Raw genomic sequence first — 20,589 nt, 5'->3', positions numbered from 1 at the left:
GGGGCTTTGTTATGGTGTTTGTCTATATAATATTTGGTGTACTTTTTATTGTTATCTTCTCTAATTTGTTAGACTCTTAATAAATGGAGTAGAATGTTAAAGGCTCCATAAGCTCAAATTAAGAAAAAATGACAGTGGGGCTAAGGTAAGTGATATTAGGTTAATAATTTAAGAGATTTTTTAGAGAAGTTATCTTGGCACTTATGGTTTTTGAGTATACGCTGGATTTAAAGAAGACTGAATATCTTCCACTTTCTCGAGCTGGGTATTGGGCTTTATAGCATTATACAGGGCAAAACCCATACAAACCAACCCAATAATCCCGCCAATTACCGCTATAACGTGTACTTTGGAATATTCAATCAGTAGATAAGATGCAACACAACTTACCAATAATACCGCACCAACAACACCAGCCAGGATTGCTTGTCTTTGCTGCGTTGTTTTTGTTGATGATTTCTCTTCCACAGCATCACATGGCTTTATTTCATTTGAAGGAAAGTCATTGGGTACATTGGACGTCTCTATTGGAGCATCTTGAATCTTTTCGCTGGTTTCACATGTAGGCTGAGATATATTAATATTATCACTATTTTTATTGATATTTTTACATAGCTGAGTGTCAATTTCTGCAGCTTTATCAGCATTAGCGATCTCTTTTACCTCAACTTCTTCTGGAATATTAGAGTTCCTTGATTCCTCTATGACAGCTTCTTTTGCAGTAGTGGTATCTTTTCTATTTTTTAACTTTCTGGTAATACCTCTCCATATTTTCTTCGGTGTTCTCATGATGTTTTTCTCCTTGTTACTTTTATAAACGTTACATCGCTAATCCATAAAATTTTTCTACCTGCTCACTCCACAGCATCGGTATTTCCCTCAAGTCAGCTAACTTTAAACCCCTTCGCTGTCTCCCATTTACTATATCTTCTTTAATCTTTGGTGCTAAATAATTCAACCTTAAAACTTGCTGTATTCGTCTTGTACCTATATTAATTTTGGCACTCAGTTCCTTCACACTTCTATATTTTCCTTCTTCTAGTTGACGTTTCCAGGAATGGGCTCTTACCACTGCTTTAAGTAACGCATTGTTTGTTTTTCCTTCTGGCTCTACTACTGTGCATTTGTTTCCTTTCTTTTTTAACCACATTGGTATAAATTCCACCTTATCCTCTAAACTCACCTCTATTCCATCTTCTTTTACCATTACTCCTTTTATTAACTTTTTTACTACTTCTTTCTGCTTTCCAAAACTTAAATTTTTCCATTCTTCCGCTTTTTCTCCCCATTTTTCATATAAATCTTCTGCTCTCTTTATTACCTCTTTTTCCACTTCTCCAGCAACTATTATTCGATTTATTGATTCACAATTCTTTCCCCTTAAGTGATTATTACATATGTAGTATCGATACCTTTTATTCTCTTTTTTTGAGTACGTTAGCGTCATATTTACATCACAGCTCTTGCACTTAATTATTCCCTTTAACAGTGCTTCCTCATATTTTGCTTTTCTATATGGTTGATTCCTTATTAATTCTTGTGCTTTTTTCCACTTTTCCTCTTCTATTATTGCTTCATGCTTTCCTTCATACTCTTTCTCATAATGCCTGATTTTTCCCATATATATTGGATTTGTTATTATTCTTCTCACCGTCGCTTTTTTAAAGATATCTGCTTTCGTTCTGTAACCTTGACTATTCAATTCCCTTGCCAGTTCTGCCATTGACTTCAGCTCCAAATATCTTTCAAATATATGCTTTACTGTTTTTGCTTCTTTCTCATTTATTATTAATTCTTTATCTTTTACATCATACCCTAGCGGCAAAGTTCCTCCCATCCATAACCCTTGCTCTTTTGATGTTGCTATTTTATTTTTTACCCTTTCTACGATCATCTCCCTTTCTAATTGTGCTGCTCCTGATAATACCGTTTGTACAAATTTTCCCATTGGCGTATTATTGTCAAATATTTGTGTTACTGCTACAAAATTTACTCGGTGCCTTCTAAAAAATGACGTCACTTCTATGCTATCTTTTGTTTCCCTTGATAGTCTGTCTAGTGTGTACACTACTACACAATCTACTTCTCCTCCTTTAACATCTTCAAATAATTCCTTTATCGCTGGTCTTTCTAAATTTTTCCCTGAATATCCGCCATCATCGTACCTTTTGGCCAATGCTACCCAGCCTTCTCTGCTCTTTATGTACTTTTCACATGCTACTCGCTGGGCATCAAGACTGTTAAACTTTTGTTCTAGTCCGTCTTCATTTGATTTTCTCGTATATATCGCACATCTTACTTCTTTTAGCATTTTCAACTTCCATTTTTATCACGCATCCCAAATAATAAAGGTCCGTTGTAGCTCATTCCCATTATTTTTCCGGCTACTGCTGATAATGATGTGTAAAATTCTTCTCTGTAGATTAAACCCTTATCTGTTACCATTACCGCATGCGTTTCCTCACCTCTCTCTAGTATTAATTCTGTACCTTCTACTGGTAATTTATCGCTACTTATTCTTTTTCCCTTCTCTATCCGATCTGCCAGATACTCTAGTCTTTTTGTCCCCTTTCTTGACATTTCTCCATACGCTTTTTCCTGCATTCTATAAGCTAATCTTGGTATCAGATATTTCTTTGAGTATCTAGGCGCTTCTTCTCCATATACCTTCTTCCATATTTTCCTCAGCCCTTCTAATGACTCTTTCTCTAAATTCATTACTTTCTTTTCTGTTTCTTTTTCCATATCTTTAGCCTCTCATAGAAGGTTTTCCTCTTTGCTACCTTTGCTTTTTAAAAAACTTTTCAATTCTCTTTATTTCTTTCTTTAACACCTCGGTTATCTCTTTACTATTTTTCGCATAATCCATTGCTGTCATTCCGAACTTATCTTCTTGCTCTATTTCTCCTCCTGCTTCCACTAGTTCCTCCACTATTTCTTTTTCTCCTACCATACATGCAAGGTGTAGCGGCGTGCATTTATTTCCATATTCTTCAGCATTTACGTCTGCTCCTGATTTTATCAATTCTCTCACGGTTTCTAGACGTTTTTCCCCTACCGCTAGGTGCAGTGCCGTATATCCTTTCACATCTGCTGCATTCACATTCGCTCCTTTTTCGACTAATAACCTCACTGTTTTTGCGTCTACTGCATAATGTAGAACTGTTCTTCCATTCTCGTCTCTTTCATAAATATTTTTACATGAGTTCTCTAATAATTCTTTTGCTGACTTCTCTTTCTCTTTTTTACTCATAATTTACCTCACCTTTTCTTTAAATTTAAACCCCTAAGCCTTCCTTCTCACCACCTCATCTATCATTTCATTCACTTGGCTCATTATCTTGCTCGCTAAATTTTTACACTCTTCCCTTATTAGCCCCTTATCTCTCTTTCTTATTTCTTCTATCTCTATTATTTTTAACTCAGGTAAATAGCTCCTATCCAACATATCTGCTATTTCTCCCACTAGACCCTCTATTCCATAGCACGTCAGTTTTCTACTTTTTGTTATTCCACCTTGCTTTCCCAGAAATTTCCTCGCCTTTTCATTCTCTCCATTATCCCATAGGCCATACCTTTCACTCTCCCATATATAATACATTGGTGTTGCACCATATTTATCCAGTTGATTAACTGCAGCTCCCGCTTTTACTAGCTCTTTTATTATTGCAATACCTGCCCCTAGCCTACATGCAGAGTGCAGTGGCGTACATCCGTTGATATATTTAGTGGCATTTATTTCTCCTCCTCCCCTTATCAGCACTTTTACATTTTCTAAACTTCTCGCAAATACTGCGCAGTGCAGTGGTGTATAACCCTTTTTATCTCTTGCATTGATGTCCGCTCCTTTTGTTATTAATAACTTCACTGTTTTGCAATCGGAGATTTCTACTGCATGGTGCAATACTGTTTCCCCTTTTTCATCTTTTTCATTAATATTCTTAAACGAGTTCTCTAATAATTCATAAAATGACTTATTAAAAGCTTCTCTCTTTTCCTTGCTAAACCTCATTACATACCTCACTATAAAAACATACGCCAATTTCGCTCTCTTTAGTGCAAGATCAATTTTTTTTGTTTACTTGCTACTATTTAAGTTATGTGCGTTTTGGCATGAAAAAGCAAGTCTTTTTCTGTTTATTTCATACACTTTAACCTATTATTAATATAATATATGAGGATATAAATATAAGTACTTAACTTATTATAGATATTACTTGGCTATTTTTCCAACTTCTGTTCAAATGTCGATGTTCGTGCCACTTCAGTACTCCTGGGTAAAATACTAAAATGTAATTTTCTAATTCGTGTATCGAATCTTTTTGCTCTGAATTTAATTCGCTTTCATAATGAACATTATGTTCTGCTAAACCAAATCTTATAACTTTCTGGTTGGTAAAATCTTCTACCTTGTAGTGGTGAGTAACGCTAAACCTTTCTAAAATTGGCTTATACTTTAAGTTCCACAGTTCTTCAGATAATTTGCTATCCCCTAGTAAAAATTTATTTCCTTTTTCTTCTACGCTACTTACTGGAAAGCACGCATTTATTTCTCCCAAATTCCAACTGTCCGATAATATAACTTGCGCTTTCGCAAACTTTATTTCTGGTAATAAACTTTGTGGTAATGGATATAGTGCTTTTAAATTGTACCACTGATGACTCCTTTCATAGATGCCTTTGTAATCTTTTGTATGAGTTTCTGTTTCCCCAAGTACTGCTACATCTAATCGATATATGTCATTACTAAATGCTTGCTCATAATGAATCCGAAAAGTGCTAAACTTAAAATTTGGATTTAAGCTTTTTAGCTCAAATGTGTTCTTTCTACCAAATGACAGTACTGGTCCAGCTTTTTCAATTTTTATTCCTGAGTAATCTGATAACAAACTTCCAAAAAAGCTTTCATCTAAAATAAACCTATCAACGTTGTAGTGATTATTGAAAATCCTCATTAGCCGCGATCTTGCTGGTAACGATAGTTTTGCAAGTTCTACTACTGCATCCACAAAAAAGTTATTTGGAACATCTTTTATCCCTATCTGCAGTTCAAAAAAATGTTTACCAGGTGGTTCTTCGATAATTTTAATATCTTCTATATTTGCCCATTTTAGTGCTATTTTTAGTGATGCTGGAGTTCCTCTCAGTCTTTGAAATTTTACTCCTTCTACTACGGCTTTTCTTTTATCCTTTATCCAACGTAGTATTTCCCCCAATTCATATTCCTCAATCAACCACAGCAATGTTTCTTCTTTAAGATTAAACTTAAATCCTTTGATACAGCTTAGATCAACCTTATAATCTATTGCATCAACCAGTGCTTGCTCTTGCTTTGTTGCGTTTGGCGGTAATAAACTTTTCATTTGTCTTTTCTTTCAAGTTGCTTTAATTCCCTTTATTTAGGTAGCTTATGAGTAAGCAAGAGATCATTCCAGAACTGATCAAAAATAAAGATGTTCTTAATATCAAAAACACTTTCCTTAATATTTGACCATATTATCCATACTTTAAAAAACAAATTACAACTTCTGGAAGAAAATCAATACTTTCCTCTCCCTAACATTGGATCCAGTAAACCTTAAACCACTTATTGCACGCAATCCCCTCACTGGTACGATTCCACAAAACAAAAAAATACGTTTTAAATCCTATCTAACTTGACGTAGCCAAGCACTGCACACTCATTCCCCAGAACCACAACATCCTCTCTTGGCTCGATTAATTCTACGTTTTCTACACCCTCTACAAACAAATTTGCTATTGCAACCAATTACTGTTACTGTATCTGTTAAAACCCTTATATCATCTCTAGTAACCTGCTTTTTTACAATTTCTAGTAGCTCTTCTGACACTATGCCAGTTGTGGATAATTGTGTTGATAAGATTGAAATTTGTACTTTCCCTGGTATAGGTGATTCCACTAGTGCATCTTTTACTCTACTATCTGCTGACAGTGCATAATACCTATAATACTCCTTGCTTCCACACGTGCTTGAGCCTACTATCTTTGCTTTAATTCTTTTTCTAAATCGTTCATCATCTTCCCCTTTTTCCCTTTCTACACCATAAAACTCAGCTAAATTATCAAGATCTTCTCCCATTGCAAACTTCAGTACATTACTTTTTACTGCCTCATTTATTCTTTGTCTTAGTAACAATTCCCTCCATGCTGCTACCTCCAGAACTTTCATTGCTGGATCCGATTCTACTAATCCTGAAAAGGTTTCATCTCTACGGACCAATTCTTCCTTCATTCTTGAAAAGATTTCTTCATAACTCAGCTTTTCAATAATATTTAGCTGCTGCATCTTTAAACTACAATTTCATCAAAATGAATGTTTTTCCCGCTTGGTAAGTATAATCCTTCTAGATCAAGCGTTACTTTTCCTTCTTTCACCTCTGTCATTTTTACTTTTTCTAGCTTAAATCTTTCCTCCCACCTTTGTAGAGCTTCTGCTACTGCTGAATAGATTTCCAAAGTTAAATCTCTATTTATTGGCTTATCTACTAATTCAAATAGTCTTGACCCATAATCTCTCCTCATTACTCTACTGTTAATAGGAGTGGTCAGTATATCAATTATTGATTGTTTCAGATGTTCTATTCCTTCTAATTCTTTTCCTGTTTTGGAGTCCATCCCTTTCATTTTTAGCCTGCAAACACGTTTTCACTGCCTTTTATTACTTTAAACCCACATGAAACTATATCTCCTACTCTTCCCGCTCCAAACCCATTTGCAAACACTGTTTTTGATCCTTGAACCATTACTTCTCCTTCACTAAAACTTTCTCCTTGTCTGCACATTGGCTTACCATTTACAAAAACATTGTTACTACCACTAATGCAAAAATGCGGTGTTACTTCTACACAATAATCTCCTACTCGTACAACCGATTTATTCATTTAATTAAGGTTTATTCTATCTGCTTTCAGTTTTATTTCGCTCTTCGTCATCTCTATGCTCGATTCCCCAGCTTTCAGTGTTATTTTGTCTACTACTTCAATCTCTAAATGATGCTTCTCTTTATCATATAACAATCTTGTTCCATCCTGAAACTTCACACTATTTATTTCTTTTTTATTCTCTGGTGCAGCATACTTCTGTTGATATATTCCAGCTAGTACTACTCCTAATGATAACTCTCCCAATGGTGACAATATTACTACCTGTTCATTTATGCTTGGTGGTAGCCAGCTTCTTTCCTCTCCTGCTCTAGAAGTTATCCATGGAAGAAAATCTGTTAAAAGTTCTCCTATCTTCACTCTTACTTTTGCTTTCTCATAATCTACTTCTTTTACAACTCCTATTCGTACAATGTTTGCTAACTTTCTTTGCAGCTCTGAAATAGCAAAATTACTCTCTAACATTTTCTTCTATTATAATCGTATGTGGCTTAATCTTATTTTCTGTCCATATCGATTTACCTAAATGAAGCTGATGACTCCAATCAACCATCCACACCAAATATGCATCTAATTCGGGTCTAAATCCGTCAATTTCTGCAGAGATAAATTCTCCTGGTGAAACATTTTTTATATTCCATGTATTTTTGTTTACAACTTTTGCCACCTCAGCAGCTAATGTTCTGACAATAATAGCTGCATTTTCTATTGTGCTATCAATCACAATTCGTGCTTCAAATCTTGCTTTCAGTGCTAATTCTTCTGTTCCTGGATCTTTTCCCGATTCTAAACTCACAAGCTCTACAAATAACGCTGGTGCTAATAATTCTTTCCTTATCGATGGATAAATTTCACAAGTTTGAATTGCTGGTATTTCTTTCTTCAGCGTAGTGCAGATTGCGTTATGCAAATCTTTAAAATTCATATATTTCTTGTAATATCACGTTCAAAGAACTTTTCAAACACTTCCTCAACCTCATAATTAACAAGATTCCCTATTATCCTTGAAGCCTCAGGTTCGAGTGACAATTTAACTTCCTTTATTGGCAATGCTGCTCTTCCTTCACGTTTAAACATACCGCTATTTCCTTTTGGCATAACTGCTGCAAATCCTCCTATAAACTCATGCTTTCCTACTTTCGATCCTCTTCTTGTTTTTTGTATTTTGCCAATTGTCGATGCTCTAATGTCGTAGAGATTTGCTCTAATTAACACTTCTAATCTGCTTGTTTTTGCTTTAAAAATTCTTAATCTCTTTCTTATCAAACTTAATTTTATCTTCTTTTCCTCACTGATTTCCTTAGCTGCTTGCGCTTTTAACCATAGTGCTGTTCTATTTAGTGCTTTTATAGCTGCCAGTTTTACTTTCTGCTCTTTTTCGTCAATATTGTAGACTATTTCATTAATATTGTTACTAATTTTAATATCAAACATTTTCTATTGCCTCAATTTTCCATATTTCACTCGAAGAATCTTTTAACGGTGGTTCAAAAATCTTGTAGAACCTTTTTTCAATCTTGATATAATCACCTATGCTAAAGGAAGTAACGTCCTGATCACGTATTTCTATAGAAGCAATTTGCTGAGTTAATGCTCCATCTGCACCTAGAGAGTACGTAGTCTCAGGACGTTTAATTGTATCCGTTCAGGAGAGTGGTTTAAGAAACAATAGATAGGAGATTTTGGAAAGGATTGAGACTCCTTTGTTTCCAAGTTAAGTATAATGAAATTATCCGCTCAAGGAATGTATTTCCCCGCTTTGATTGTGTAAAATATGAGTTTTTGCGATAAACGACATAATGCCGAATTTGCCGTTCAGCGTGGTTATTTGTCAGCGGAATATTTTCTGGGTCATCTAAAAATTTCCACATCATTCTTTCAGATCTCAGAACATTTTTTGCAACTCGAGAGGCTCCAATTGCTTCAGGTAAACGAGATATCTCCTTCAAGTAATACTTTGTACGTTTTCTTAATTTTCTGGCACGTCTGACAAACCTCAAAACATCTATCTCACTTTTTAGTAAAGCTTTTTTTAGTGCAAATAATTCAGTGGCCACGTTTCTCAAGTAACAACCCAGAACTTTAACTTCAATATTCCAACTATGTGCTAATCTTTCAAAATCTCTTGATAAATGTGCCCAACAGATTTGCCTGTTTTTATCGGCAAAATAATTGTATGCTGCATACCTGTCAGTTATTACCAAGCTATTGCGATTGCAGAATTTACTATTTTGTAAAACTTTCATTCCTCTTGACTCTGTAAATTTTACAAAACTTGCCGTATTGCTTGCAAACATCCAACACCAAGCGAGTTTACCTTTGTTATAATGGCTCGTTTCATCAATATGTAGAACTTTACTCCTACTTATCTCTTGTTCGATCTGCTCATACATTTTTTTGCATTTTGAAGCAACTCTATGTTCACTATTTGATATGCTACCGACGCTTATGTTCAAATTGAAGATATCATTTACGACACTCGCTATTTCGCGTTTTGAATTTTTGTAGAATCCGCTGAACGCTGCAATTATTGACTTAACCCTTGGACCAAATGTATCTGGCGTAACACCTTCCGGTAACTTGCTACTTCTTCTCTTTCCGCATCTCCGACAACGGCCATGTTCTAACTGATATTCCACTACATAAGGCTTGATTTCTGGAAGATCAACTTTCTGATGAATATATGGTTTTTCACATATTGCAATTTCTCCTCCGCATTCGCAAGTATTAGGCAACTCTATCTTTACTACTTTATCTGCATCCATGTTGGCGCGAAAACTTCCTTTATGACCAACCTGACCGCCAATATTCCTTTCGCTTTTCGGCTTATTCTTTTTTATTTTATACAACTCTTTGGAACTTGGTATTGATGAATTTTTTGAGCTTAAACCGAGTCTTTCTCTTAACTCAGCATTTTCTATCTTTAAAGCCTTATTTTCTGCTTTTAAACTTTCATTCTCTTTTTCCAATCTTTCTATTTTTGCTTCTAACCTTTCTATTTTTTGCTGTAAATTTTTGCAAAGTTCTAAAAGGTTTACCATATTATTTCACTTTTGCTCTATGATTATCTTTTTAGATCACCTTGTCTACCTTATTCTGCCACTCCGCTGAACGGATACGTTTAATTAGCACTTTTATTCTACGAATGCCCTCCTTATTTTTATTACAATATGTGGCTTCCACTCCTAAATGCTCAAAACAATCTTCCAATAATTTTCCTATATTCATCAACTAGAACTAATTTTTACCAAAACTCCCGGACGATGGCACATTGGCAATGGATTCGACTGCGTATGTAAATCAGTTCCTCTATCAAATCTTCTTGGCTCTTGTTTTGCATAGAGTGGCTGTCCAAGAGTATTCACTGTTTCATTAAAATCTGCTGGTGCAAAATATGTTGTAAATGTGCTTGCTGTTCCTACTGGAAAACAGTGCCCTGTATCTTTCTCAATAAATCTTCTTACGGTTCCTTCAGGGTCAGTTGCTTGCCCTCTATATTCCTCAAATGTTATGCCACAGAACGTAAATCCTGACCTCATATCATTTCGAAGTGCTGCTCCTTCTTGCCATCTTTCATATGCTTCTTTTACTTTAGCATGAGAAGTTAATGCATCAAAAAACTCAGGGCTTACCAAGGCATGAATTCCTGTCATATATTCACCACTTAGATTATCTTCTATGTGCCGGAGTACTTCCAGACACTTACGTTTTACGTCAGTTGTTGCTGTTCCAAGGGCAAAATTTACTACTTTTGGTGTTATTTCAAATTCGTTGTACAGATTTAATAATTCTGACCCATCAGCATCTAAAATTATTCCTTTCAGTGCTCCCATTCTCAAATGTTCTAATGTTATTGCGTGTTTGTTCCTCATCAATTGCAAATGATCCGTTATTACATCTGCCAGTGCTTTAAGTTCACTTTCTGATCCAAATGCCCTTATTCCTTGCACTTCTTCTGGCAGCACTACATCATCATGAGGAATATGTGGAATCGTAAATGTCCTTATTTTCCTCTTTTCACGTTTTCCCACTGTTGCTGGTGCTCCTGGAATTTGCGTTGGCAATAGACTTAAAACTCCATTATGTTCTTCTATTGTAATATGTCTAAATCTTACTGATCTACTTGGAAACAAATTTAAATTTTCAACACGTCCATAATTTATCGGCAATATATTCATCGCATTTGTTAGTGCCGTCATGCTAAATGCTGTATTTGTAAATGGATTTTGCATTCTTTTTCCCCTTATTAATTTAAGTTAAACTCCCTTGCGGATAATGATACCTCGTCCTTCAAGTTGCCTTATTGCTGTAGCTTTTTGCTCTTCAGTGATATTTGCTGGCCATACAACTGCATGATCTGCTAGCATTGCTATTCGAGTAACGATTACTGCTTTAGCATTTTCTATTGCATTCACATCACTTACTATTGCACCTATTGCTGTTTGTGTACCATCTGTGGCTGTTGGATTTATTATCTTAATCATGTTGTCTTTATCACTACCAACAACTGTCCCTAGCTTCAGATTTTGACCCTTTACTACCGTTATTTGGTCTCTTGAATATAGACTTGATGCCTCATACTTTAATAAGTCACCTAGATTATTTTGTTCGATTATACAACTCATAAAATTTCCTCATTTATTTTCCCCTTTAGTTTTACCGCCATGTTTGTAATTGTTGTACGCGGCGGTTATAAAAAAACTTAAATACTTGATTGCGCTCTAGTCCTTGCTACCTCCATCATCAACTCTTCTCCTGAATTCTGCGGTATTGCACTCAGTATCTCTGTCTTTTTCGTTCTCTCTGCAAGTAATTCCATTAAAACTTCCCTGGCTTGCTCAATACTTACGCCTTGCTCTATAAATTCTTCTATTTTCTCTGGCATTCGTGATAAGTTACATAAACGTATTAATTCAAGAACTTCAGTACGATACTTAGTTAAATTATCAGTTTCTAGGTCAGTTGTAGTTTGTTCATTCATAGTAATACTCCTGTTTTTATTAATAGATGAAAGAATTGTAACTCCATCTGCAAGACCTATTTCTATTGCTCTCTCGCCAAAATATAGCCCTGCCTCCGTTGATCGAATCTTTTCAATTGAAAGACCTCTGTTCCTCGCTATTAGCTGCACAAACATTTCATATAGTCGGTCTACTTCTTTTTGTAAGCTTTCCAGACTTTCAGACGTCATTGGCTCATGTGGATTTAAATCATTTTTTCTACTTCCTGCAAATACTGTGGTATATTTTATTCCACATTTTTCATTAAATCCACTTTGATCTATATGACTTGCAATTACCCCTATGCTTCCTACTCCTGAGGTTCTGCTCACAAATACCTTTTCAGCGCTAGAGGCTATAGCGTACGCAGCAGAATATGCATCATCATTTGCTATCGCTATTATCCTCTTTTTTGCTCTTGATTCATAAATAAAGTCAGCTAGGTCAAATATACCGTTTACCTCTCCTCCGGGGCTATCTATTTCCAGTATAATTGTCTCTATGCTACTATCTGCTAATGCTTGTGTAATTTGTTCTTCTATTTGCTCATATGATGTCATTCCGAGCATTTCATCAAATGCACCAGGTTTTTTAGTTAAAATGCCATGTATCGGTATTATTCCTCTTTCACTATTTCTTACTGCATGTTTTATATTTTGAAAGATAGGCTGCTTTCCTGTTTGTAGTGACAGTAACTCAAAACTCCTTGGTTCTACCATTACACATCTGTTTAGCCATTGTTGTTTCATATCACCTCTTGATTTGCAGTAACCTCAGAATCAAAACTTAAGCCCAGTTCGCTTGCACGTCTTTGATCTTCTGCTATTTCTTGGTCAATTTCTTCAACATCGTAACCCATTTCTGATACTACTTCCGATCGACTCTTAAATCCATTTCTTACTGCCATTTGTTGTGCTTGCTGATCTTTCAGTGGATCCACCCAATCAAATCCCTGTGGTATCCATTTTACTTCTTCTTTCGCTGCTTTTACTACTTTTTCATCTATACTCAGTTCTCCACAAAGCACTGCTAATTCTAGCCATCTATTCCAAATAGGTCTACAAAACTGGAACACTATCACGTTATGCTGTAACATTGCACACCTTCTGCGAAACTCTATCAGCCCTGCTCGAATGGATGAATAATTAACGCCGGTTAAATCTCCTGTTAGTTGCTCGTATGTTATTCCTGTTCCTATTGCTATTGCCCTCAGTTGCTGTCTTATAAACGCTTCATAACTTCCTCCAACATCTGACGGTTCTGAAAATTTTATGTCTTCTCCTGGGTCTAAAAGCTGCATTGTTCCTGGCTCTAAACCTGATAATGCTACTCCTTGCTCATTCGCTTCGCCTTCTCCTAAAATATTTGCCTCAGGATCAAGTCTTGTAATAAACCCTGCAAACATTGCTGCTGTCTTTTTTCTCACTAATTCTGCATCATCGTATTGATCAAGCTCATAAAGTTTCAGAAGTATACTCGAAAGCCAAGGCTCCCCTCTAATTTGCCCAGGTCTTAGTGGTCTATAGATATGTAAAACATCGTTTGCTGGTACTCTCACTGACTCTCCAAACGAACCTTCTCCTGGATGTTCTCTAAATAAGTAATATGCCTCTCTTTGCCCAAGCTTGTTAAACTCAATCCCGTTTCTTATTACATTACCATTTCCTAAAGTTTGATTTGTTTTATTATCTAAATGTTCAGACTCAAGTACTTGCAGTTGTAATGGCACAGAAAATCTATCTTCCAGCTTTCTCGTTCTTAAACGTACAAAACATTCTCCTCCCTCTATCATACTTCTGCATACTAGAGCTTGTAATCCATAAAAATCACTTATTCCACAGCTATCTGCTTCATCTGTCCATCTTAGCCATAATTCTTGCACCTTCTTTCGAAATTCTCCATCTCTTGCCTTTGATTGTGGTTTTATTCCTGTTCCAATCGAGTTACTTACTATTGTATCAATTATATTTGCTGCATATGGATTTTTTCTTACCATATCACGTGATCTACTACGCAAAGTTTCAAGGCTTTGAGAGAGTAAATTGTTTATACTTCCTGTTTCCCCCTGCCAATACATTACTCTTCTTCCTGAGCCTGCTGCATCCCAAGCAGAACTTTTGATTTTTGGCTTACTAAATAGTTGTTTGAAATTTTTCAGCATCATACTAACCAAAATTCTCTTAATTCTTTCAAAGTTCCGTTAAATTTATTTCTGTCACATTTTCCGATTCCTTCTACTTCATGTGGCTCTGGATTTGTTTTACCGTCAGTATATTGCCATAAAATCCAATCATTCCAGCCTTTTGGTAATGTGAGCTCTTTTCTCCAGCCTGCTATCCATAATGGACATTTTGTCAAAGTTGGCGTGGCAAAATCCTTAAGAAAATAGCTACTGCCATAAATTAGGGGTAATCTTCCTGTTACTTCTTCAACTCTCTTTACAAATTCCTCAGCTTGCTTAACTGCAATATTTTTGCCACTTTTGTTTTCTTCAATATCCAGCGCAAGTATGGTATTTTTGCTTTCACCTACCGTTTTTAGAAAATGATCAGCTTGATTCTTGCCGTTTCCTTCTGTGCCAAAATGATATGCTCCCCAGAGTAATCCTTCTTCTTCAGCTTTCTTTCTTCTCTTCGCATACTTTGAATCCACATATTTTAGCCCTTGTGTTGCCTTGTGAATTACTCCAACTATACCATTCTCTTTGTCTAGCTTAAAATTCACATTTTCTTGCCAATGTGACAAATCTATTATTCCATTTACTGGACTCTCTCTATTCTCCCATAGTTTTATAAAAGTTTTTAATTGCTCTAAAAATTCAGAATATTCCTCTTTTACAACTTTTCTCAGAAAATTTTCCCTCATATAACTCCTTTATTTGTTGCAAAAATAATCTTTCGTTTAGGCTTCATTCCAGCAATCTTTAGTTCACCTTTAATTCGTTGTCTTAAGCTTAGTAAATCATTTATATCTACTTCAGCATATCTTACAACATGGTCACCATATGCAATTGATACTACTCGCTCTCCGTTTTGTAGTTTCTTTATCGCTTCTTCGACTTGAATTAGATAATCTTCGTTATACATTTACTACTCGCTGATCCATTTGCTTTTCACTATTTTCTTTGATTTTTTACTTTCTGGTTTTTCACTTAAACTATTCCATTTACTCTCTGGCCAACGATCGATTCCAAGCGCAATAGATGCTGCTCTTGCATAAATCCTACAGTCTAATACTTCATTTCTTTCTCTTACCTTTTGCCACTCTTGTTTGGTATAACCTTTTACTACTTTGCTGACTAATTGCTCTGCCGTTAGCTGCTTAAAATATTCAGGTGCATACTCGGGAAAATGACAGTATCCTGCTGGAGCTTCTTCACCGTCCTTTAAAACATTAAGTAATTGAAAAAGTTCTGACTTTAAAATCGATACTCCCACTGGCCAGAGCTTTATTCCTCTTTTTAGCTTTTGACCACCAACTGTTATATCTACTCTACTTGGGCTGCTAAGTGGTACTAGAGCTTTATTTACACCTTTCACTGCCATTACTCTTCCAGAGCCTTGATGACCTCTTACCCAATTGTATACTTCTTGTGTCGCATACCCAGCATCAACCGCCATCATACTTATCATGTATTCAAGACCATTTTCACCGATAAAATGATGATTTAAGAGCTCAGAGAGTTTTCCCCATACTTCTCCTCTTCCAGTATCACCTTCAAATACTCGGTATTCTATTGACCAACTTTCGCGGCTTTTTCCCCATGCTACAACTTCTACTTCTAAACGATCTTTTTGGACATCTACTCCTGCAGTAAGCACCACTTCTCTCCTAGGTACTGTGCCTACGGGAAAAAATTCTCTCCTGTTAAATAATTGCTTCCAATCTGGTACTTCTCCTTTGTCTACCCAGGTTTCTCCAAGCGTAGTATTTATCCATACTTTTAGTAATTGTTCACTTTCTTTTGCATGAAGAAAATCTTCTACTGCTTGAGTCCAGCTATACCAGCCTACTGGACTATAAAGACTTGAAAGATGAAATCCTTTTTTCTCACCTTTTACTCTATTAGTAGGTCTCCATTCTCCACGCTCAAGCATCTCTGTCTTTTGATGATTTTCTATTTTGCCGCTACATTCAGTGCAGACATAATGTGCTGTTCTTGAGTCGTTGTTTTCCCATTTAATTTGTGACCATTTTAGAACTTGATAGTAATTACAATACGGACATGGTACAAAAAAGTACTGCTTATCTGTTGCTTCAAATTCTTTCTCAATTCTGCTTATTCCATGAATCGTTGGTGTTGATACTAAAAAAATCTTTCGCCGTGCAAATGTATTAGTTCGAGCAATACTGAGCAGCACTGGATCTCCTTCACCACCTGAATCTCCTGGATAGGCGTCTATTTCATCAAGAAAGAGATATTTTACTGGCATAGATCTCAGTGCTACACTGCTATTTGCTCCGGTTATTACTACTATTCCACCTGGAAATTCCTTACTTTGTACAGTATTGCCTGAGTCTCTTGACCTTGGGTCTTTTACTTTACTCTTTAAACATGGCGTACTCTCTATTAACGGCGCAAATCTTCCTTTTGACCAACGCTTTCCCATTTCAACTGTTGGCTGCACAACTAACATTGGACCAGGAGTCTGATCTATAATATAGCCTATCCAATTGTTACCAGCTTCTGTTCCTCCAATCTGCGCTCCTTTCATGAATACTACTTTTTCTGCTGGTGAGGACGGAGAAAGTGAATCCATGATTTCTTTTAAATAAGGAGTTCTTTCTGTTCTCCATTTACCTGGCTCTGATGCTGCAGTTGGCGCTAAAACTCGATACTCATTCGCCCACTCTGACACTTTAAGTAGTGGATCTGGCTTTAAACCTTCAGAAAAAGATGTAGCATATATCATATCGCTAGCTCTTCACCATCATTAGATGATACCTCAACATCACTTAAAATAGAACTGCACTCACTTGTTTTCTCACTTTCGAGTTCAATAAACATTTTCTTTTCAAGTGCTTCTTCTATGTACTTCTGAGTTAAATTACTCATTGCTATTGCAGCTATGAGCGCAACTATTCCCACCATTACCGCAGCTATAATGTTAGGGTAAATTCCCACTATCACTATTGCACATACTGTTATAGAAACACAGACGATATTGATATATTTCTTTATTTTTTTGTCTGCTATTTTCCTTTCTTCAAAATATTTATTGCTCAATAAATGAAATGTTGGAAAGTTCTTCTGTCTTCCAAATAACACTATTTCCTTCTCTTTGCTCAGTAATTTTATTAATTTTGCGTTGTTCGTTATTATTGCATACTGAAAAACATCCGTGGCATCTGCTCCTCTCTTTAGCAACAACTTTACTACGTTAAAGTGACCATGCTTTACAGCAACATAAATTCCCGTTTTTCCACTCTCATCTACAGCATCTATTTCAACTCCTTCACCAAGAATACCGTCTATTAGGTCTTCATATCCTTTTCTGGCAGCTAAATGAAGCAAACTGTTTTTATCAGCTCCGTATCTATTACTTGCTAAAATCTTTACTATATCTAATCTATTTGCTTCTTTTGCATAACAAAATGGTGTCTTGCCATTATCATCCTTAATTAAAGGATCTATATCTTCTCGCGTTAGTAAAACTTCTATTGTTTTCAGCCTTTCAGCATAATGTAGTGGCGTTTTATTTTCATAATCTTGTAAGTTAACCCCAGCATTAGGAACATTTATTAAGCATCTTACAATATCTAAACATAAGTCCCTTTCGTCGTAATTACTACTACTTATAGCTACGTGCAAAGAAGATAATTTCATTGCATTTCTGCCGCTGCCAACTACATTAACATTCGCACCAAGATTTGAAAGTAATTTTACTACTCCTAGCTTCTTGTTGTTTACTGCATAATGAATTGCTGCATGATTTCTCGCATCAAGAACATCTTTGTCCGCATTTCCTTCTCTAATTAAAATTTCTACTATTTGTTCATGCCCAGCTCCTGCCGCTAAGTGTAACGGTGTATGTAGTAAAGCATTCTGCTCATTAACATTAGTCCCTTTGTCGAGTAAAAACCTTACAGCATTTGCTTCATTCAACATCGCAGCTAAGTGAAGTAAGCTATCTTTCTCCAATCCATATTTGTGATTGATTAGTGCTTGTAATATCTCTTCTCTTGCACAATCCAGCGCACTTTTACCATTATCATCAGTGATCAGTGGATTAATATTTTTCCTATTTAGTAAGAGAGCAACCATACTAAGCTCGTTAATTTCTACTGCATAATGTAGTGGGGTTTTCCCATTTAATCCTCTAACATTTACATCCACTCCTGGTTGATTAATAAGACACTTTATTAATTCTAAACTTAAGTTAGCAGACATTATTTAAAACTTAATATTAGATAATTCTTGTAATGAGTTTGTAATCTCTTCGGTTAGCGCCATATGAATCTTTTCAGTGTCACTCAGTGATGCAAGCAGTGCTGAAACTCTATTTGGAATATTAAGCAAATTATTACGTACAACTCTTGCTACATTAAATGCATCGCGCTTTACTTCCTCTACTGCTACAAGTTCACCAATCTCAGCCTTAGCTTTCGCCTCAAGAAGTTTACCTCGTTCCATTTCATTTTTTATTCGAGTTTTTAGCAACATCGTGGAAAGGTTACTTGTATTTTCGTTTTCTGGATTTTTCCTCCTAAGTGGCTGACTTGGATCTCTTATTGCCGCTACTGCTTCATTTGCTTGTTCTCTATTTACCAAACCATTCTCCAACTCAATTATTCCTTTTTTTACTAAATAACAGACATATTGCTTTGAAACTCCTATCTCTCTTGCCCATTCCGTTTGTGTGATCTTTTCCACTTCTTTTGCCCCTTTATTGCTGTTTTTCTTCTTGAATTTGTGCAAAAGTTTTGCCAGTACCAGAAAGAATTGCTTCCCTACCTGTGTATACTTGCCAACGTTTTATCGTTACATCTACAAATTTTGAATCTAGCTCTATTGTTCTGCAAATTCTTCCTGTTCTCTCACATGCAATCAGTGTGCTGCCAGAACCGCTAAATGGATCAAGTACAGTATCCCCAGGTCTGCTGCTATTAACTATTGCTTTCTCCATTAGCTCTACTGGCTTCATTGTTGGGTGCAGTGAGTTATGTATTGGCTTATCATAAAACCATAGATCACTTTGATTTCTACCTCCATGCCACTCACGTTTATTGCCGCTTTTCCATCCATAGAGCATTGCTTCGTATTGTCTTTGATAATCAGACCTGCCTAGCGTAAAATGATTCTTTGCCCAAATGATAAATGTTGACCATTTTCCTCCTGCTTCCTCAAATGCTTTTTGCAGCGTTGAAAACTCTGATGATGATATGCATATGTAAATTGCTCCTTTCGTATATGCTAAAATATTGGAACAGATGTCGTAGAGAAAAAGCTCATACTTTTCACCTTGATTATCATTCAATATTTTTTTATCTTCTCTCTCCTGGCTACTACCATAATCAACGTTATATGGAGGATCACAAACAGTAATATCTGCCATTTTATCATCTAATACTGCTTTAAATGATTCAACTACGCAGCTATCACCGCAATAGATTCTATGATCACCTAAAATCCATAAATCCCCTGGTTTTGCTATTTCTACCTTTTTATCAATTAACTCCAAAACTCCTCTTTCTACTTCTTCTTTTCCATCAAAATCATCGAGAAAACGTTGAACTTTTTCCAATTCAAATCCAGTCATTTTAAGATCAAACTGCAAATCTTCTAACTCTTGAATTTCCACTTTCAAAAGCTCATCGTCCCACTTTGCCCAGTTAGCTGATTGATTTGCCAGTAACCGAAAAGCTTTAGTTTGTGGTTCATTTAAATTATCACTTAAGACCACTGGAATACTCTCCATACCAAGTTTTCTTGCTGCTTTAAGTCTTAAATGACCATCAACCACAGTTCCATCGCTTTTTGCAACTATTGGTATACGAAAGCCAAATTCCCTGATTGAAGCACACATTCTATTTACTACATCATCATTTTTACGAGGATTACGCTTATATTCGACGAGGTTTTCAACAGGATAGTAGTGGATTGCTAAATTCATATAATTTAAATCCTTAATAATTAAAAAGTTAATATTCAAAATATCTCTGACGCTAAAGAAGGCCTGGGGTTGAACCCACCAAATCCGCCATTCTGGCTGAAAGGACCCACTTTTTATGGATTTTTCGTCTTATTAATATCTTTACTAATATAGAACATTAATGCCAAAGCATCGGCCTCATTATCATCTCTAGGTGAAAAACTTTTTTCACGTATCGCTTCAATAACTTCACTCTTACTTGCATTGCCTTTGCCTGCTATAAAGCGTTTTATAGTTTTAACATTAACACCTTGGTAGGGAATATTGTTCTCTTCACACCAAGCAGACAGCACTGCAAGAAACCCACCGTAGCAATGGGCTGCATCAGTTCCTAAATGTCTTCTCACCTCCTCAAAGTACACTGCAGAAATGTCTTTCAAAGAATTGAGCCAATTGCAAAAGTTTAAGAAACACATTCCACCTCCGCTGAAACGACTACCATGAAAGCTTTTGCTCCCACTTTCAATTATTCCATCTGTTAGAATTGCCCAGCCTGTTTGCTTGCCGAGATCTAGCGTTAAGATTGACGTACA

At 35.9% G+C, this 20,589-nt stretch carries 23 protein-coding genes and 1 pseudogene; all 24 read right to left on the bottom strand.

Going from position 1 to position 20,589, the window contains the following annotated elements; translation table 11 throughout:
* Positions 1 to 201: 201 nt before the first annotated feature.
* Positions 202 to 789, bottom strand: coding sequence for a hypothetical protein (locus AAGD51_RS05685; RefSeq protein ID WP_341810418.1), 588 nt, complete (start codon positions 787 to 789; stop codon positions 202 to 204).
* Between the two features lie 31 nt (positions 790 to 820).
* Positions 821 to 2,311 carry a recombinase family protein gene (locus tag AAGD51_RS05680; protein ID WP_341810417.1) on the bottom strand — a complete coding sequence of 497 codons (1,491 nt, stop codon included), beginning with the start codon at positions 2,309 to 2,311 and terminating at the stop codon, positions 821 to 823.
* Between the two features lie 2 nt (positions 2,312 to 2,313).
* Entirely contained in the window at positions 2,314 to 2,745 is a 432-nt protein-coding gene (locus tag AAGD51_RS05675; RefSeq protein WP_341810416.1) for a DUF2924 domain-containing protein, read from the bottom strand.
* 34 nt (positions 2,746 to 2,779) lie between these two features.
* Entirely contained in the window at positions 2,780 to 3,253 is a 474-nt protein-coding gene (locus tag AAGD51_RS05670; RefSeq protein ID WP_341810415.1) for an ankyrin repeat domain-containing protein, read from the bottom strand.
* A 33-nt stretch (positions 3,254 to 3,286) separates the two neighbouring features.
* Positions 3,287 to 4,012: an ankyrin repeat domain-containing protein gene (locus tag AAGD51_RS05665; protein ID WP_341810414.1), complete on the bottom strand. Its 726-nt coding sequence runs from the start codon at positions 4,010 to 4,012 to the stop codon at positions 3,287 to 3,289.
* A gap of 184 nt (positions 4,013 to 4,196) precedes the next feature.
* Positions 4,197 to 5,363, bottom strand: coding sequence for a phage tail protein (locus AAGD51_RS05660; RefSeq protein ID WP_341810413.1), 1,167 nt, complete (start codon positions 5,361 to 5,363; stop codon positions 4,197 to 4,199).
* 278 nt (positions 5,364 to 5,641) lie between these two features.
* A pseudogene (locus AAGD51_RS05655) lies at positions 5,642 to 6,308 on the bottom strand (baseplate J/gp47 family protein).
* A 2-nt stretch (positions 6,309 to 6,310) separates the two neighbouring features.
* Complete coding sequence (locus AAGD51_RS05650) at positions 6,311 to 6,646, bottom strand: GPW/gp25 family protein (protein WP_213863527.1); 336 nt, start codon at positions 6,644 to 6,646, stop codon at positions 6,311 to 6,313.
* 2 nt (positions 6,647 to 6,648) lie between these two features.
* Positions 6,649 to 6,903: a PAAR domain-containing protein gene (locus AAGD51_RS05645; protein WP_213863528.1), complete on the bottom strand. Its 255-nt coding sequence runs from the start codon at positions 6,901 to 6,903 to the stop codon at positions 6,649 to 6,651.
* Positions 6,904 to 7,368, bottom strand: a complete 465-nt coding sequence (locus AAGD51_RS05640; RefSeq protein WP_208571542.1) for a phage baseplate assembly protein V — start codon at positions 7,366 to 7,368, stop codon at positions 6,904 to 6,906.
* Positions 7,355 to 7,828, bottom strand: a complete 474-nt coding sequence (locus AAGD51_RS05635) for a hypothetical protein (RefSeq protein WP_138265010.1) — start codon at positions 7,826 to 7,828, stop codon at positions 7,355 to 7,357. The genes AAGD51_RS05640 and AAGD51_RS05635 overlap by 14 nt, the downstream gene beginning before the upstream one ends.
* The gene (locus AAGD51_RS05630; protein ID WP_213863530.1) at positions 7,825 to 8,337 is read right to left on the bottom strand and encodes a phage tail protein; all 513 of its coding nucleotides are present in this window, start codon (positions 8,335 to 8,337) and stop codon (positions 7,825 to 7,827) included. The genes AAGD51_RS05635 and AAGD51_RS05630 overlap by 4 nt, the downstream gene beginning before the upstream one ends.
* A gap of 224 nt (positions 8,338 to 8,561) precedes the next feature.
* Positions 8,562 to 9,944: an IS66-like element ISWen3 family transposase gene (locus AAGD51_RS05625; RefSeq protein ID WP_341810389.1), complete on the bottom strand. Its 1,383-nt coding sequence runs from the start codon at positions 9,942 to 9,944 to the stop codon at positions 8,562 to 8,564.
* 186 nt (positions 9,945 to 10,130) lie between these two features.
* Positions 10,131 to 11,135 carry a major capsid protein gene (locus AAGD51_RS05620; RefSeq protein ID WP_341810412.1) on the bottom strand — a complete coding sequence of 335 codons (1,005 nt, stop codon included), beginning with the start codon at positions 11,133 to 11,135 and terminating at the stop codon, positions 10,131 to 10,133.
* A 24-nt stretch (positions 11,136 to 11,159) separates the two neighbouring features.
* Positions 11,160 to 11,528 carry a head decoration protein gene (locus AAGD51_RS05615; RefSeq protein WP_341810411.1) on the bottom strand — a complete coding sequence of 123 codons (369 nt, stop codon included), beginning with the start codon at positions 11,526 to 11,528 and terminating at the stop codon, positions 11,160 to 11,162.
* Between the two features lie 77 nt (positions 11,529 to 11,605).
* The gene (locus AAGD51_RS05610; protein WP_341810410.1) at positions 11,606 to 12,652 is read right to left on the bottom strand and encodes a S49 family peptidase; all 1,047 of its coding nucleotides are present in this window, start codon (positions 12,650 to 12,652) and stop codon (positions 11,606 to 11,608) included.
* Positions 12,649 to 14,067, bottom strand: coding sequence for a phage portal protein (locus AAGD51_RS05605; RefSeq protein WP_213863533.1), 1,419 nt, complete (start codon positions 14,065 to 14,067; stop codon positions 12,649 to 12,651). The genes AAGD51_RS05610 and AAGD51_RS05605 overlap by 4 nt, the downstream gene beginning before the upstream one ends.
* Entirely contained in the window at positions 14,064 to 14,768 is a 705-nt protein-coding gene (locus AAGD51_RS05600) for a glycoside hydrolase family 25 protein (protein ID WP_341810409.1), read from the bottom strand. Before AAGD51_RS05600 ends, AAGD51_RS05605 begins: the two co-directional genes overlap by 4 nt.
* Complete coding sequence (locus AAGD51_RS05595) at positions 14,765 to 14,989, bottom strand: gpW family head-tail joining protein (protein ID WP_341810408.1); 225 nt, start codon at positions 14,987 to 14,989, stop codon at positions 14,765 to 14,767. Before AAGD51_RS05595 ends, AAGD51_RS05600 begins: the two co-directional genes overlap by 4 nt.
* Positions 14,990 to 14,992: 3 nt before the next feature.
* Positions 14,993 to 16,816 carry a phage terminase large subunit family protein gene (locus tag AAGD51_RS05590; RefSeq protein ID WP_012673198.1) on the bottom strand — a complete coding sequence of 608 codons (1,824 nt, stop codon included), beginning with the start codon at positions 16,814 to 16,816 and terminating at the stop codon, positions 14,993 to 14,995.
* Entirely contained in the window at positions 16,813 to 18,294 is a 1,482-nt protein-coding gene (locus AAGD51_RS05585) for an ankyrin repeat domain-containing protein (RefSeq protein WP_010082188.1), read from the bottom strand. Before AAGD51_RS05585 ends, AAGD51_RS05590 begins: the two co-directional genes overlap by 4 nt.
* Positions 18,295 to 18,297: 3 nt before the next feature.
* Entirely contained in the window at positions 18,298 to 18,777 is a 480-nt protein-coding gene (locus AAGD51_RS05580; RefSeq protein WP_006280180.1) for a hypothetical protein, read from the bottom strand.
* A 13-nt stretch (positions 18,778 to 18,790) separates the two neighbouring features.
* Positions 18,791 to 20,017 (bottom strand): DNA modification methylase, encoded by a 1,227-nt coding sequence (locus AAGD51_RS05575; protein ID WP_138344575.1) that lies wholly within the window; start codon positions 20,015 to 20,017, stop codon positions 18,791 to 18,793.
* 113 nt (positions 20,018 to 20,130) lie between these two features.
* Positions 20,131 to 20,580 (bottom strand): crossover junction endodeoxyribonuclease RuvC, encoded by a 450-nt coding sequence (locus tag AAGD51_RS05570; RefSeq protein ID WP_038228276.1) that lies wholly within the window; start codon positions 20,578 to 20,580, stop codon positions 20,131 to 20,133.
* Positions 20,581 to 20,589 lie beyond the last annotated feature (9 nt).

This window comes from Wolbachia endosymbiont (group A) of Volucella bombylans (genome assembly GCF_964026965.1).
Classification (GTDB): domain Bacteria; phylum Pseudomonadota; class Alphaproteobacteria; order Rickettsiales; family Anaplasmataceae; genus Wolbachia; species Wolbachia pipientis.
The sequence above is the reverse complement of the archived record's forward strand: the minus strand, read 5'-3'. Positions and strand labels throughout refer to the sequence as shown.

Bases quoted from the DNA above. Each gene is read 5' to 3' on its own strand.
- AAGD51_RS05685 (WP_341810418.1), bottom strand. From the start codon at position 789: ATGAGAACACCGAAGAAAATATGGAGAGGTATTACCAGAAAGTTAAAA.
- AAGD51_RS05680 (WP_341810417.1), bottom strand. From the start codon at position 2,311: ATGCTAAAAGAAGTAAGATGTGCGATATATACGAGAAAATCAAATGAA.
- AAGD51_RS05675 (WP_341810416.1), bottom strand. From the start codon at position 2,745: ATGGAAAAAGAAACAGAAAAGAAAGTAATGAATTTAGAGAAAGAGTCA.
- AAGD51_RS05670 (WP_341810415.1), bottom strand. From the start codon at position 3,253: ATGAGTAAAAAAGAGAAAGAGAAGTCAGCAAAAGAATTATTAGAGAAC.
- AAGD51_RS05665 (WP_341810414.1), bottom strand. From the start codon at position 4,012: ATGAGGTTTAGCAAGGAAAAGAGAGAAGCTTTTAATAAGTCATTTTAT.
- AAGD51_RS05660 (WP_341810413.1), bottom strand. From the start codon at position 5,363: ATGAAAAGTTTATTACCGCCAAACGCAACAAAGCAAGAGCAAGCACTG.
- AAGD51_RS05650 (WP_213863527.1), bottom strand. From the start codon at position 6,646: ATGAAAGGGATGGACTCCAAAACAGGAAAAGAATTAGAAGGAATAGAA.
- AAGD51_RS05645 (WP_213863528.1), bottom strand. From the start codon at position 6,903: ATGAATAAATCGGTTGTACGAGTAGGAGATTATTGTGTAGAAGTAACA.
- AAGD51_RS05640 (WP_208571542.1), bottom strand. From the start codon at position 7,368: ATGTTAGAGAGTAATTTTGCTATTTCAGAGCTGCAAAGAAAGTTAGCA.
- AAGD51_RS05635 (WP_138265010.1), bottom strand. From the start codon at position 7,828: ATGAATTTTAAAGATTTGCATAACGCAATCTGCACTACGCTGAAGAAA.
- AAGD51_RS05630 (WP_213863530.1), bottom strand. From the start codon at position 8,337: ATGTTTGATATTAAAATTAGTAACAATATTAATGAAATAGTCTACAAT.
- AAGD51_RS05625 (WP_341810389.1), bottom strand. From the start codon at position 9,944: ATGGTAAACCTTTTAGAACTTTGCAAAAATTTACAGCAAAAAATAGAA.
- AAGD51_RS05620 (WP_341810412.1), bottom strand. From the start codon at position 11,135: ATGCAAAATCCATTTACAAATACAGCATTTAGCATGACGGCACTAACA.
- AAGD51_RS05615 (WP_341810411.1), bottom strand. From the start codon at position 11,528: ATGAGTTGTATAATCGAACAAAATAATCTAGGTGACTTATTAAAGTAT.
- AAGD51_RS05610 (WP_341810410.1), bottom strand. From the start codon at position 12,652: ATGAAACAACAATGGCTAAACAGATGTGTAATGGTAGAACCAAGGAGT.
- AAGD51_RS05605 (WP_213863533.1), bottom strand. From the start codon at position 14,067: ATGATGCTGAAAAATTTCAAACAACTATTTAGTAAGCCAAAAATCAAA.
- AAGD51_RS05600 (WP_341810409.1), bottom strand. From the start codon at position 14,768: ATGAGGGAAAATTTTCTGAGAAAAGTTGTAAAAGAGGAATATTCTGAA.
- AAGD51_RS05595 (WP_341810408.1), bottom strand. From the start codon at position 14,989: ATGTATAACGAAGATTATCTAATTCAAGTCGAAGAAGCGATAAAGAAA.
- AAGD51_RS05590 (WP_012673198.1), bottom strand. From the start codon at position 16,816: ATGATATATGCTACATCTTTTTCTGAAGGTTTAAAGCCAGATCCACTA.
- AAGD51_RS05585 (WP_010082188.1), bottom strand. From the start codon at position 18,294: ATGTCTGCTAACTTAAGTTTAGAATTAATAAAGTGTCTTATTAATCAA.
- AAGD51_RS05575 (WP_138344575.1), bottom strand. From the start codon at position 20,017: ATGAATTTAGCAATCCACTACTATCCTGTTGAAAACCTCGTCGAATAT.